Annotated in this window: 10 protein-coding genes and 2 pseudogenes; 8 read left to right on the forward strand and 4 right to left on the reverse strand. The window is 68.4% G+C overall.

Annotated features, from left to right (window positions below):
* The coding region (locus FHS87_RS20275; RefSeq protein ID WP_221300187.1) for an IS110 family RNA-guided transposase at positions 1–900 on the forward strand (900 nt) is incomplete at its 5' end.
* A 261-nt stretch (positions 901–1,161) separates the two neighbouring features.
* Here the strand turns inward: FHS87_RS20275 and FHS87_RS20280 are convergent.
* A pseudogene (locus tag FHS87_RS20280) lies at positions 1,162–1,500 on the reverse strand (IS110 family transposase); the annotation flags it as partial.
* 46 nt (positions 1,501–1,546) lie between these two features.
* Here FHS87_RS20280 and FHS87_RS20285 point away from each other — a divergent pair.
* The 5 genes and pseudogenes from FHS87_RS20285 (at position 1,547) to FHS87_RS20300 (ending at position 6,589) form a co-directional block, all read left to right on the forward strand.
* On the forward strand, positions 1,547–2,647 hold the full coding sequence (locus tag FHS87_RS20285; RefSeq protein ID WP_184521146.1) for a TniQ family protein: 1,101 nt from the start codon (positions 1,547–1,549) through the stop codon (positions 2,645–2,647).
* A gap of 1,608 nt (positions 2,648–4,255) precedes the next feature.
* Positions 4,256–4,377, forward strand: a pseudogene (locus tag FHS87_RS23955) (IS3 family transposase); the annotation flags it as partial.
* A 79-nt stretch (positions 4,378–4,456) separates the two neighbouring features.
* On the forward strand, positions 4,457–5,362 hold the full coding sequence (locus FHS87_RS20290) for an IS110 family RNA-guided transposase (protein WP_184521147.1): 906 nt from the start codon (positions 4,457–4,459) through the stop codon (positions 5,360–5,362).
* Positions 5,363–5,801: 439 nt separating this feature from the next.
* Entirely contained in the window at positions 5,802–6,071 is a 270-nt protein-coding gene (locus FHS87_RS20295) for a BrnT family toxin (RefSeq protein ID WP_184521148.1), read from the forward strand.
* Positions 6,053–6,589: a helix-turn-helix domain-containing protein gene (locus tag FHS87_RS20300; RefSeq protein WP_184521149.1), complete on the forward strand. Its 537-nt coding sequence runs from the start codon at positions 6,053–6,055 to the stop codon at positions 6,587–6,589. Before FHS87_RS20295 ends, FHS87_RS20300 begins: the two co-directional genes overlap by 19 nt.
* A 533-nt stretch (positions 6,590–7,122) precedes the next feature.
* On the opposite strand, the gene FHS87_RS20305 is transcribed toward FHS87_RS20300, so the two are convergent.
* Both FHS87_RS20305 and FHS87_RS20310 read right to left on the reverse strand, forming a co-directional pair.
* Positions 7,123–7,722 carry a hypothetical protein gene (locus FHS87_RS20305; protein WP_184521150.1) on the reverse strand — a complete coding sequence of 200 codons (600 nt, stop codon included), beginning with the start codon at positions 7,720–7,722 and terminating at the stop codon, positions 7,123–7,125.
* Positions 7,719–8,618, reverse strand: coding sequence for a hypothetical protein (locus tag FHS87_RS20310; protein WP_184521151.1), 900 nt, complete (start codon positions 8,616–8,618; stop codon positions 7,719–7,721). The genes FHS87_RS20305 and FHS87_RS20310 overlap by 4 nt, the downstream gene beginning before the upstream one ends.
* Positions 8,619–9,546: 928 nt before the next feature.
* Here FHS87_RS20310 and FHS87_RS20315 point away from each other — a divergent pair.
* Together FHS87_RS20315 and mobF are read left to right on the forward strand one after the other, a co-directional pair.
* Positions 9,547–9,912, forward strand: coding sequence for a hypothetical protein (locus FHS87_RS20315; RefSeq protein WP_184521152.1), 366 nt, complete (start codon positions 9,547–9,549; stop codon positions 9,910–9,912).
* A 2-nt stretch (positions 9,913–9,914) separates the two neighbouring features.
* Positions 9,915–13,310, forward strand: coding sequence for a MobF family relaxase (gene mobF / locus FHS87_RS20320; RefSeq protein WP_184521153.1), 3,396 nt, complete (start codon positions 9,915–9,917; stop codon positions 13,308–13,310).
* Between the two features lie 58 nt (positions 13,311–13,368).
* Here mobF and FHS87_RS20325 read toward each other — a convergent pair whose 3' ends face one another.
* Positions 13,369–13,569 carry a hypothetical protein gene (locus FHS87_RS20325; RefSeq protein ID WP_184521154.1) on the reverse strand — a complete coding sequence of 67 codons (201 nt, stop codon included), beginning with the start codon at positions 13,567–13,569 and terminating at the stop codon, positions 13,369–13,371.
* Between the last annotated feature and the right edge of the window lie 31 nt (positions 13,570–13,600).

The following is a 13,600-nucleotide window of genomic DNA, read 5'->3' on the forward strand; positions in this document are numbered from 1 at the left end:
GGTGGCCGACATCAAATCGGAATGGCCGACTTCATCTCGGAATCACTGGCCGACATCAAATCGGAAACGGTGGCCGACTTCCGTCGGAATCCGCACTTAGACGCTCGGCACGCCAGCGCCGCCCTCAAGATGCAGATGAACAAGACCGACCAGAACGACGCAGAGGATTTGGCGCAGATCATGCGCACCGGCTGGTATCGGCCCGTGCACGTGAAGTCGCTCGACGCCCACCGTGCGCGGGCCTTGCTGGGCGCCCGGGCGCAACTCGTCGGCATGACGACGCGGCTGTCGAACCACATCCGGGGCGTGCTCAAGACGTTCGGCTTGCTGCCGGGTGGCATGCGGGGCTTGCAGTTCGACCGCCGTGTCGAGGAGCTGCTGGTCGACCGCGACGACCTGGCACCGCTTGTCCGGCCCATGCTGGTGGCTTGGCGGCAGTTGCGCGAGCAGATCGCAACCTTCGATAAGGAGGTACGGGCATTGGCGAAGAAGGACCCGACCTGCCGCCTGCTGATGAGCGTACCCGGCGTCGGGGTTCTGTCCGTGCTGGCCTACGTCAGCACTGTCGAGGACCCGCGGCGCTTTGCCCGATCACGGTCGGTCGGTGCACACGTAGGCCTGACACCGCGACGGTATCAGTCCGGCGAGGTCGACCGCAGCGGCCGGATCTCGCGGTGTGGCGACACGCTGGCCCGCACCCTGATGTACGAGGCGGCTGTTGTTCTGCTGACGCGGGTCAAGCGGGCCTCGCCGCTGAAGGACTGGGCACAGGCGATTGCGAAACGGTCCGGCCCCGGCAAGGCGCGCGTGGCGCTGGCCAGGAAGCTGTGCGTGATCCTGCACAGCATCTGGCGGTCCGGCGAGCCGTTCCGCTGGTCGGAGCAAGCAGCGGCGGCCTGACCCGACCCTGACAAGATCCACCCACGCACGACGCAGCGCGGGTGCGAGTTGCCCGCCAGGGCGAGGGTGCAGGTTGGCTGCGAGGGAGGCCGTTGGGCCGCGTGGCATCCACGTGAGCCCGTTGTGGACATTGCAGCACCTGTGCTTCGAACCGGATGTTGCGGCGGCAAACGCCGACCGCGGAGAGAACCGTGACCTAGTATGGCGACAACAGCAGCAGCTGAGTAGCGACGGCCATTGACAAAGGAGAGGCGATTAGAGAACCGGCCGGAACCAGCCCAGACGGATCAGCTGCGCGATGCCGCGGGCGTCGTTGCGGTCAGTCTTCACCCGCATGGCCGAGAGCGCCGCCTTCACGTGCCGGGTCTCGACGAGGATCGCCGGCAACCCTGCCCGTACCAGCCCGGCGTGGAGCCATTGCGACAACGGTCCTGCCTCCAGGCCGATGCGGATGAGGCGATGACCGCAGCCAGTCAGGAAGGCGGCGAGTTCCTCCGGCTCGCTGCCAACCTTGGCCTCCCGAACGACGCGCCCAGCTGCGTCGAGGATGCACACAGCGCTCGTCGCCAACGAAACGTCAATCCCAGCGTGATGGTCCATGGTAGGTCCTCCTCCGATGCGAAGCCGTCCTGGAACTCGGCCCATCGTGCCGCCGCCAGAGGAGGATGAGCTCATCTCTTCATGGCTCGATCGGACCGCCCGCTTCTACGGGCAGCCTCTACAGGCACTTCTGGGTCGGATTGCACCGGGCGGAAAGCCGATCGACCTGGCTGCGATTGATCTTGGCCACCCGCGGAGAGGTCTCTCACCGGTCGCGAAACTGCTCGGGCTCTCCCTGGACGGCTTGCTCCCACATACCGTGGCCGCCGCCTATCCTCGGGCGGGGGAACTCGTCGCCTTCGGTGCCGCCCGCCCGGACGGCTTCAGCCGTCCAAGGCTGCGCTACGCGGCCTGTCCGCACTGCCTGGAGCAGCAGCGGGCCGACCGGGGGATCTGTTACCTTCGGCGGGCCTGGGGCATGGCGCCGCGGACCGTCTGTTCCCTGCACCGCGTGACGCTCGTGGAGGCGCGGCCCGGCACGCTGCTGCACCCCGTGCTGGCCGCGTACCTTCGTCAGCACCAGCGCTCCGACAACCCTCTCTGCTTTCTCCCTCCTGGCGTCGAGGCCGTGGCCCACCATGCACATTGGGCTCCGGACACCGCCGCCGCTGCGGCCCTCCACCAGCAAATGGCGGAGCTCCAGGACGGGATCCTAACGGTGGAAGCCGGAAATCAGCCGGGTCGGGGACGCAGCGCCTCGGAGGAGCGGGCACTCATCGTGTCGGACCTAGTCTGGGCTTTTACCCGCACCGACTATCCATACCGTGACCGGCTGGTCTACGAGGCCTTCGCCTCGCCAGTCCTGGACAACCCCTGGATCATGGCCCAGGGGCGTCGGCCCGGTCCGGCTGACTTCAGGCGCTTGCATGTCACCGAACGCCATCTGCTCATGGCAACGGCCGCGGTCCTCACCGGGTCATCATCCCTGCGCCAAGCGTTCCTGCCATTGCCCGGGAACTGGCAAGCGGATCTGGAAACATTGGGTCGACGGCTCGGTGACGACGACCGAAGAGCGCTCGCCCATAAGCAACGGAAATGGTCGAACGTCTGGCAGGGCTCACCTCCGGCCAAGGCCCCACCAGCCCACCGTGCCATTCTCACGGTTAAGGAAAATTCGGGAGCGTATCGGGCCCATTATCCTCGATGAGGAAAATCGACAACTGCTTCAGCGCGGCACGGGAAGGTGGCGGCGCTAGACCGTGACGATTTCGCCGCTCCTCTACCCCTTCTTGGAGGTTGTGGAGGAGGGCAGCCAACTCCGGATGGTGTCAGCAACCTTGTGGACGGTATCTGACCACCGCTCCGGCTCCTGCTCTTCCTTGTGGGCGCCCTGCGGATGGTGCTTGCCGTCCGCCTCGACCGGGCGCGCGAAATAGCCTGCCTTTGACATGCTGAACCTCCATGGTGGTTTTCGCCGTAACGCAGACCGTAAAGGAGAGGTTGAATCCGAGGCGCCGGGAGATCACCAGCGGAATACGGCCGCAGGGCGGCCAGTCAGTTTCCGGCCCACCAAGCAGCCGACCATCTTTGGTGCAGGAGAGGGGCTACAGCGGGCGTGGTCGTGAGGGGAGCGACCCCATGGGGGACCAGGTTGCCGGATCCGCCTCCGGATCCACCCGCAGCTAGCCCGCGCGCGACGAGGGTCGAAGTCCACGGCGAGGGAGCGCCGAAGAGTTCCAGCCCCCGCCCACTCGCGAGGAACACAAGGACCGATGGCGAGTGGCAGGACGTCTCCTCGTCTGCAATCAGTCCTAATCAGCCCAGTGAAAGGCTGGGTCGCGACGGGGTGTACGGGGTGCCATCCAGAGGCGCCAGGCCAGAACTGTGAGTTTTCGTGACGCGCCGGCTGCGGCCTGGGTGTATCGACGCTACAGTCATGACGCGGCGCTGCTGGTGATGAGGGAAACGGCGTAGCGCTGCGGCGCGGGCTGTGGGCGCTGCCCGAAACGTAGAGGGTGCCACCCTGGAGAGTGGCGTCAGGAAAGGCGTCAGGTGCCTGGCGCGTCCAAATCCGGTGGGAGAGGCGGCACAGGGCTGGCCTGCACTTTCGATCAAACGCAGACCGCGGAAATGAATACCTGAGGACAAGCTCATGGCAGAAACGATTCAGGAGGCCGACTTCCGCGCCGGCCTTCAGCGAGGCGGCTGGATCGAGGCCGTCGTCATCGTGGCTCGTCGTGACGAAGCCGGGGGGGGGGGGTGAGCACGTCCCCTACCTGCTGCCGAGTTGGCGGAGGGGATACGTTCCGATCGGCTTGTTCCGGGGCGCCGGCGTACGAGCCTATCGTGACCTGACCCGCTTGGTCAGGTTCGTGCGCGAGGATCTAGCCTACCGCGGTACAATCGCGCTGCATGAGGAGGGCAGTCCGGCGCTCGCGAAGATCCGATCCTTAAGCCCGCAAACGCCGGCACGTAGCGACGAGGCTGAGGAATGAGGGGGCCCGACGCGAGGGGTGTCGCGCCGGGCCAGGCCACGTAGGAAAGGCCGCCATGCCGAGTAGAGGTGTGGCCCTCTCAGAAGGCAGTATGCACAGGGCGGGTTAACGAAGGTCTACCGGTCGCGGCGGCCAAAACCGATAGGGCTGGCAGATGCGTTCTCCGGCCACTCGCGCAGGCTGGTTTCTAGTTCCTCGCCACCCCATACCCTCCTATGCAACTCAGCAGAGCATGTTGATGGCCGAAATCCCCCTGACCTTCCCCCGTAGAAGCGGTCCGCCGGTAAGGTGAGACCGGCGGAACCGTGGAGGGTGTCAGGATGGCAAGGAAGCACCACAAGCCGGAAGTATAGTTGCCAAGCTGCGGCAGGTCGAGGTGTTGCTGGCGCAGGGCAAGACCGCCGCCGAGGCGGTGCGCACGATCAGGATGACCGAGCAGACACGGCGTAGCTGAGGGCGGGCGCACTCCCGGTCTGGTGGCCAGAATGGGCTGCCGGTTCGGCGAACAGGAGGAGTGCGAGATGACCTGCTATGTTGGCCTCGACGTCTCCATGGAGGAGACGGCCTTTTGTGTCCGCGGCCCTGAGGGCCGCATCCTTGGCCAGGGTAAGGTGGCGACCGACCCGGAGGCGATCGTCGGCGCCTTGGCGCGGTTTGGCCACCCCGAGCGGGTGGTGCTGGAGACGGGCCGGATGGCGAACTGGCTGCACCGGCAGCTGGTCGCCCGTGATCTGCCGGCGGTCTGCGTGGACGCCCGCCAGGCGCATGCGGTGCTGAGCCAGATGCCGAACAAGACGGACGCGAACGATGCGGCGATGCTGGCCGAGCTGGCGCGGACGGGGTTCTACCGGGCGGTGCGGGTCAAGAGCGAGGCGTCCCAAGCCATGCGGGCGCTGCTCAAGGCCCGCAACCTCGTCCTGGGCCAGAGGATGGACCTCGACAACACCATCCGTGGCCTGGTGACCAGCATGGGGGTGCGGCTGCCCAAGGGGCCGCGTCGCTGGTCTGATCGTGTCGAGCTGGCGCTTGAGGCGAACGAGGCGCTTGCCCTGGCCCTGCGACTGCTGCTGCGCCTGGACCTGGCGCGCTCCCTGCTGGAGCTGACCCGCAGGCTCCTGGCTGAGGCCAGGAACTCGGGGCTGTGCCGCCGGCTCATGACGGTGCCAGGGGTCGGCGCCATCACCGCCTATGCCTTTGTCGCCACCGTGGATGATCCGACCCGCTTTGCTCATTCGAGATCGGTGGGGGCCTATGTCGGCCTGACATCCAGACGCTATCAGTCGGGTGAGATCAACTACTCAGGTCGTATCACCCGCCGGGGCGACGGGTTGCTCAGGACGCTGCTGTTCGAGGCGGCATCCAGCCTGATCACCCGCGCAGGCGGAGGTGGCGCGTTGCGGGAATGGGCGCTGCGTGCTGCGCGGTGATCACGGTGAGGCAATGCGCGATCGCATCCTGATTGTCGCGCCATAGCTGCGGCTGCGAGCGAAGGTCGGGCACAAGAAGGCCAGTGTCGCACTTGCCAGAAAGCTCGGCGTGATCCTCCACCGCATGTGGGTGGACGGCACCGAGTTCCGGCCGGCGTGACGTCAACTCGGGCATGGCAGCCGAGGAGGGGAGCATGACGAGCAGGCGCTAAGAGAAATCCGAGTTCTCGTCCTGGTCCGGACGACCGGCGGGGCAAATCGTGCTCCACGCGCTCCCGATGTGACCGATATCACACGGTCGTGATGCCAGTTTGGCTCTTCCACAAAGGAGGCAGCCATACCAGCCGAGTCTTCCCGCTCCGATTTCCTTCCCATCGGAGATGCGCTTCAAGCGCATATCCCCTTTGCAGCAAGCACGCTGGAAGCGTACAATCTGCCCATGGAATTCGAGTGGGACAGCGACAAGAACGACGAGACGCTTCAAAAACGCGGTTTCGATTTCGTCTTTGCCGCTCTCATCTTCGGTGGGGAGACCATCGAGGCCGAAGACGCCCGCCGCGACTACGGTGAGACCCGGATGCGGGCACTGGGCGAGGCAGAGGGATCGATTCTGGTCGTGGTCTACACGGATCGGGAGGACGCCCGCCGGATCATCTCCGCCCGGGCCGCCAGCAGGAAGGAGCGCAGGCAATGGCAGTCACGCGGATGAGTTTCGCGGAGATCAAGGCCAGGGCCCACAACGTGGATCGGGCTAAGATCGAGGGAGCGAGCGAAGCCGATATCCGGCGCTATCAGGTGGAAGATGGCGAGGACCCGGACAGTCCGCCGCCGGCGGGGCGCCTAGTGGTGCCTGCCGCGGCCGTGCGCGCGCAACTCGGCATGACGCAACAGGCCTTCTCGGGTCTCACGGGCATTCCCCTGGGGACGCTGCGGAACTGGGAGCAGGGCCGCGTGACGCCCGATCCGGCGGCGCGCGTGCTCTTCGCTATCTTGTCCCGTGAGCCGCAAGCCGCCATGCGAGCCCTCGGAAGAAGGCAATCCAATCCGTATCAGGTCTTGGGAGATGTGGCCGCTAAGCCGGAGTTCCAGCTGGCGCTAAAAAGGACGGGGGAGCGGCTGAAAACCCTGACCCACTTTGCCGTGACGGGCGCACTCCAGCTCGGCCGCGAGATGGAGCGACACCTCGAAGAGTCTGCCGGTCAGAGTACAGAAAGGAAGACGGCGTGATGGCCGATCCCGAACTCCCACGCCCCTCTCTGGCGGCCATCCTCAGCGCCTTGGACGCGACGAGGACACAGGTTCACCTCCTTCAAGCTGCTGTTGCTGGACTTGCGATGCATGCTGATCCCGTCGCCGGAGAAACCGCAGCGCGTCTCGTAGAGAGTGCCGCGCAGCAGCCGCCCCCGCCCCTGATCTCCAGCGAAGCTGTAGAGCGGGGGCACAAGGAACAGGCTCGCGCTCTGGCTTCGCTACTCGCGGCCTTGCTGCGGGGAGACGAGGAAAGTCGTCTAGGCGCGGATGAACCATCGGCGGAGCCTTAGCCCCCATGCCAGTACCCAAGCGCTCGCCCAAGCCCCCAGCACCCACCATGCTGCTGGGAAGATCTGGGGTTCGGGAGACACGGCGACCCAGCCGAGCAGCGCGGCCACCGCGAGAGCCCAGACACCAAGCAGCATGAGGCGGGCGACAAGGCCCGCCGCCGTGAGGACCACCGCCACCGCTACCACCAGGCAGAGCAACGAGACCACGGCGGGGCCCTCCTATCGGCGCGGTGGCGCCGTAGCGGGTGGCGGGTCGGTCCACAAGCGGAACTCGACCGCCCGCCGCTGGGTGGCCGGGTCCTGCCAAGCGGCGCCGGCAGCAATGGCGGGGCGCGGGTCCGGGTTCGCACGCATCAGTTCCAGCCACGCGCGCGAGGCGTCTGAAGGCAGTGCCAGGCGGGCGTTCAGGGCCGCCACCTCTTCCCGCACGGAGGAACGCCCCAGTAGGTAACCGCCTCCCACCCCCGCCAGCGCGGTAAGGGCGAGAGCGGCGCCGGCGAGGAGCGCGGTCCGGCGGGTGGTTGCCCTCGCCAGATTTCCCGCCTCCTGGCGCAGGCCGTCGCGCACGTCGCGGCGGAAGGCCGCCTTCTCCTCCGACGTCATGGGGACGCGCGCCGCCTCGGCCGCCTCCTCCATGCGCTCCACCAGCCGGGGGAACAGCCCCAGCGACACGAAGAGGGCACCGAGCACGAAGCGGTAAGGGTCGCGCGTCAACTCCGCGCGCCGCACCGCCTCGGAAATCTCCGCCTGAGCAGACGCCACCGCCTCCGCCAGATCCTCGTAGGTTACGGCCTCGGCCGGTGGCGCCCCTTGGCTCACGGCAGCCAGCCGCGGACCGGGGCGAACTCCGCTTCCATGCGATCGAGCCAGCGCCGGACGGCGGAGCGGTTCAGACCGCCGATCGGCGCGAAGGTCTTGCCCTCGGGGACCAACCCGTCACGGGCCAAGCCGAAGGTCAGCCGCTTCGCCTCGATCTCCTGCGCGACCTCGGGCGGGTCCAGGCGTGGGAGCCAGACCTGCACGGCGCCGCGGTCCATGGCGCGCTTCACGGCCGAGTGCCGCAGCACCCGGGCGAACGCTTCTTCCCGCTCCATGCCACCCTCAACGCGGCCCTCGTTCAGGATGATTGCTGTCGCCTTCGGCTTGAAGCCGCGCGCCTCGAAGGTGTCCAGGCTGGCCAGGTCGTCCACGCGCGGGCCGAGCAGGTAGGCCGCCACCGGGGCAACCCCGGCCTCTTCCATGTCGGCCGCGACGGTGGGCGCGTTGTCGATCAGCGCCGCGAGGGACGTGTCGCCACCGCCCATGTCGAGGATGGCGGGCGCCTTCTGCCCCATCACCCACTCCACCAGCTCGCGCAGCCACCGGGCCGTCTGCGTCGGGTCCGCGTTGGGCGGCTGGGCCACCCCCTCGAAGAAGCCGGGAAGGGTGCGGTTCTGCGGATCCAGGGCCGCGAGCACGGCCGCCCTGCCCTCCTCCGCCGTCCGCCAGCCCAGCCAGCGGGCGAGCATCGTCTTACCGCTCCAGCCCGCGCCGACGAGGAACCACACGGGCGGAAGGCCGCCCAGGTCCACCCCCGCCTTCGCGACCGGCCCCGCGCTGGGGACGGCGGAGGGCGGCAGGCCCACCGGCAACTCCTCCTCCCCCTCGAAGGAGGCTCCACGTTTGAACAGGGGCACCACGTTCACCGCCCCCGGCTTCTTCGTCTGTGCTGCCATCGTCATCCCTCCTGCTGCGTCACGTTCTCGGCTTGGCGAACCCGAAGCGCGGGCTCGCCGGTTCATGCTCACTCGATGCCTCGGCCGGCTGGGGCGCGGGCGTCTCCTGCACTGGCGGTGGCAGCACCGCTCGCCTGGGGGCCTGCCGCACGGCCTCGCCCCCTTCCTGGGCCCGGCGATCCGCTCGGACCTTCCACCACGTCTTGCGCACCCTTTCCGCAGTCGGGGGGCGTCCCTGCCCATCCGTCACCTGGGCGCGCTGGAACTCCTCCGCGATGGCCTGCCAGTTGGGCGTCCGGGGTGGGTTCAGCTCCGCCACCAAGTCTGAGGCGTGGGCCCACATCCACTCATAGAGGGGCGAGTGGGCTTTGCGGGTTCCCCCGGCCGGTCTCCGTTTCGCCGCGGCTAGGATCGCGTGTAGTCGCGCCCCGCTCTCCTCCGTGTCGGCTCCCATGCCCATTACCACCCCTGCTCACGAGCCCGTCACCATGGCGGAAGCCGGCCGTCCGGCCAGGTTTCCGTCCCTCTCGCGTTCCGAACCTTATCCGGCATCTGTCCTGGATGCATCCCGTTTCTAGTCCGAATACTGTTCCTCTTGCAGAGTGAAGCAATCCCCTGCAGACCAAGTGACCGCTCACGCGGTCAGTTGTCCAAGGGACAGGCTCATGGGAAACGCCCCGGATGCACACGCTTCGCAAGGCGAAGCGGCTGACTTCGACGCAGCCAACGAGTGGCGATCGATCTCGCAGCCTCAGCGCCGGACGCTCCTGAACATGCAAAAGGGAGCGTCCCATGGCGCCTCCCTTGCCACCCTGCGCGCGCTTGCTGGCCGGGGTCTCGTGTCCTGGGGCGACGGTCCCTTTTCACGCGAAGCCAGAGTTGTGCTCACCGAGCGGGGCCGTCTCACCCTCAACAAGCGGAGCCACTGATGAGCACCGACATCCATTCGAAGCTGGACCGCCTTCTGGCCGGACAGGTGGCCCAGGCCAAGGCTACGGCCGACCTGGAAACCTCCATCGCCGCCGTGGTGCAGGGCATCTCCGGGCTGGTCCCCCTGCTGGGGGCGCAGACCGAAATGCTCCGGCTGCTCCTCGCCGCGGCCACGCAGGAGACGCCCGGGGACAGCAACCTCCCCGAGCTGCTGACCCAGATCCTCGCCACCATGGAGCGGATGGAAGCGGCCATCGTCCGACTGCCGGGAGCGGTGGAGCAGATGGTCCGGCCGACCCCCAGCCCTGATGCCACCCCGGCCTTCGCCCCCTCACCCGAGCGCGAGCCCTCGCAGGGAGACTGACCGTGCTGACCTACCGCACCGGAGCGGCGGGCGCCCCCTCGGCGGCCTCAGCGATGGCGGCGCACCTGCTGGAGAGGACGGTCCCGGACGAGGAGATGCGGCTGGCCGAATACTACGCAGGCGGCTCCGGGGTGGAGGAGGCCTTGGTGCGGGGTATGGGGTGCGTGCCGACCGTCCGGGCGGACATACACGCCGACCTGGCCGACACCTTGGGCATCGCGCCGGGTGCCTTCCTGGACGAGACCGCCGTTGCGAACCTGCTGGGCGGTCGGCGGGCGGACGGGGAGGAGCTACCCGGGCACCAGCGGGACGTGAGGCGCTATGAGAGCGAGGACGGGAGCAAGCCCGACCGCTTCCGCATCTCCTACGTGGACCTGTGCTTCTCGGCGCCCAAAACAGCCTCCCTCGCCTGGGCCTTCGCGGAGACCGCGGCCGAGCGGAACACCATCCTGCAGGCGCACAGGGACGCCCGGGACGATGCCCTCCGCTACGTCGAGAAGGAGATCGCCAAGGCCGGCTTCGGTCATGGCGGCCGGGAGGGCGAGGAGCGGGGCAGCCTCGCCTGGATGACGTTCGACCACTTCACCAGCCGTCCCACGGTAGCGGTAACGCGCCCTGACCCGGTGACGGGCGTCATGGATACCGAGCTGCACTCCGTCCGCGTGGCCGGTGATCCCCAGATCCACAGCCACTGCATCGTCCCCAACGCGATGGTCACGGAGAGCGGGCGCTTGGTGGCGGTGAACCGCGACCACCTGCGGAACCGGATCCACGAGTTCGGCGCCGTCTATCAGGCCCTCCTCGCCCGCAACCTGCGCCGGGCCGGGATCGACGTGGATCTCTGCGAGCGCACGAAAATGGCCCGCCTTCCCGCCATTGCCGAGGCGGTGGCGGACGAGTTCTCCAAGCGCACCCGGGACGCCGAGGGCTCCGCCCGGACCGAGGCGATGGCGCGCGGCCTGGATTGGGACGCCATGCCCACCAATGCCCGCATCGACTTCCTGAAGGGCGGGGCGAAGGAGAGCCGGCGCTTCAAGGCCGACGACCTGGCCAACGTCGAGGCGTGGAGGACGCAGGCCGAGGCGATGGGGTGGACGCACCGGACCGCCATCGGCGCTGGCCCCCGCCCGGCCCCGCAGAGCCGCGAGGAGCGGTTGGAGGCCGGGTATCAGACCGCCCTCCCCCTCCTATCCGAGGAGCTGGCCAAGCGCGCCGTCGTCCTGGGCACGGATGCCCGGCTCGCCGCAGTGCGGGGCCTGATCGCCGCCGGCATTGAGACCACCGACGACATAGGCGCCCTGACACGCGCCATGGCCAAGCGCGGGGTGGAGCAGGACGGCGCCCTCACGCGCCTGATCTGGAAGGAGGGCAGCGACGGCCGGACGAAGCTCACCACGGAACTGCACGTCTCCCAGGAGCGGGAGCTGGTGGCCTTGGCGAAGAGTGCCGCGGCCGATCGCTCCACCGCCCTCCCCTCCTCGGTTCTCGCTGCGGCCGTCGCGCGTAGCGGCCTCGCCTTCACGGGGGAGCATGGACAGGCGCAGCGCAAGGCGATGGAAGCCCTGGGCACCGGCGGGCGTTTCGGGGTGGCCATCGGCGTGGCAGGCGCTGGTAAGACCTCCATGCTGCGCCCGCTGGTGGACGCATGGACCGAGCGGGGCCGCGAGGTGTGGGGCGTGGCCGATGCGTGGCGCCAAGCCACGGCGCTGCAGGAGGCGGGCGTGACCGATGCCCGGACGCGCGCGCTCCAGCCCTTCCTAGATGGCGTCGAGGCCGGGCGCTTCGCCCTCTCCGCGCAGAGCGTCGTGGTGGTGGACGAGGTGGGGCGCGTCGGGACGCGACAGATGCTGCACCTCCTGCGCCTCCAGCAGCGACACGGCTTTTCCGTGGTGGCCGTGGGCGACGACAAGCAATGCCAGAGCATCGAGGCCGGGCCCGTCATCGAGTTGCTGCGGAAGGCGCTGGGGAAGGAAGCCGTCCCCGAGATCCTGACCACCGTCCGCCAGCGCACGGAACGCGAGCGCGAGATCGCCGGCCTGTTCCGGGAGGGCAAGGCGCGCGACGCGCTGGCGATGAAGCGGGAAGACGGAACGGCCGAGATGGTGCCGGGCGGCTATCGCGAGGCGGTGCAGCGTGTAGCGGAACTATGGCAGGAGCGCACCGAGGCCGGGAAGGCAACGGCGGCCGGCTACACCGTCAGCATCTCCGCGCCGACGAACGCGGATGCGCGCGCCATCAGCCTCGCGATCCGTGAGAGGCGGCGCGCGGCCGGCGAACTCGGCGCGGATCGCGCCAGCATCCAAGCCACTGACCAGAACGGCGCCACGTACTCGCTGCCCCTGGCGGAAGGCGACTGCGTGCGGCTCTTCGCCCGCACCCGCGCCACCTTCACGGACGAGCAGGGGCGCCGGAAATCCGCCAACATCGGGGACAACGGCAGCGTGCTCGAGGTGGTGCGCGTGCAGCCGCGTGACGGCATCCACCTCCGCGCCGAGAGCGGCAAGGTCGGCTTCGTCCCCTGGGCCGCCCTGCGCGATGAAGGGTCCGAGCGGATCAAGCTGGCGCACGGTGACTGCCGCACGATTGACAGCAGCCAGGGCCTTACCTCGGACGAGCATATCAACGCGCTGCCGGCCGGCTCGCGTGCGGTGCAGGGCTTCAAGGGCTACGTGGCAGAGAGCCGCCACCGCGTCTCATCCTGGCTTGTGACCAGCCATGGCGCCGAGCTGCGGGAAGCGCAGGACCACCGACCGCTGGGCGTGAACGATCCGTTGAGCGCAAGCGATCTCTGGGACGCGGTGGCGAAGAACCTGGAGCGCCAACCGGTGAAGGAAAGCGCCCTTGCCTTCGTCGCCAGCGTGGCGGCCGAGACGCGCAAGGCGGCGCACGCGCTCCAAGAAGGGCTCAGGGTGCAGGAGGCACGTGCGGCAGCAGGACAGGCGCCCACGACCCTGCGCCGAACCTTCGATCTGCGCCGCGCCAAGGAAGCGGTGGCGCGCTTGGCGGAGAGGTTGGATGGCGCCTTCGCAGCGCTGGCGCCGGTGCTCGACCGGCTTCGCTCCGTCTCGCCGGAGCAACAGATGGAGAACCGCCTGGTCTATACGGCGCGGGTCTACTCGCCCTTGGTCGCGCGTGGGCAGATGGCTTTCAGCGAGGCGGCCACGCTGATGCTGAAGCGCGAGCGGGCCGCCCAGAACCGGAGTGCCGAACTGGATCCGGTGCACCGTCTGCCGCGGGGCGGCTTGCCCTCGGAGACGATCATGGAGCGGGCAGAGAGCGCGCTGGCCGCCGCGGTGGACCGCTTTGCGACGAAGCTACAGCAGGGAGGGCAGGGGGTTCGCGTGGCGGATGCAGGAGGGGCGCCCAAGCCGCGCCAAAGGCAGGGCTTGAGCGCGTAGCAGAGAGCATGTCCCAAAACCCCGCCTCATCTGAGGCAGCAAAATGGGACATGCTCGGTCAGGCCGTCATTCCCTGCCGCTTCTTCGCCTTCTCGTCGGTGTCGTCGCTGCTGGCCTTGGTCGTGGCCTTGGACGCCTGCGCGCCCTCGGCCTGGCGCGCGGTGCGGCCGGCCGCCTCCACCTTGTCCCAGGCGCCTGCCTCCTTCGCGCGGACCTTGGCCCGCGCCGTCTTCACTTCCTTGGGCTCTGCAATCGCCATTGCCTTCTCCTTCGCTTGTTAGACGCAGGAG

The sequence above is a fragment of the Muricoccus pecuniae genome (assembly GCF_014199205.1).
Classification (GTDB): Bacteria; Pseudomonadota; Alphaproteobacteria; order Acetobacterales; family Acetobacteraceae; genus Roseomonas; species Roseomonas pecuniae.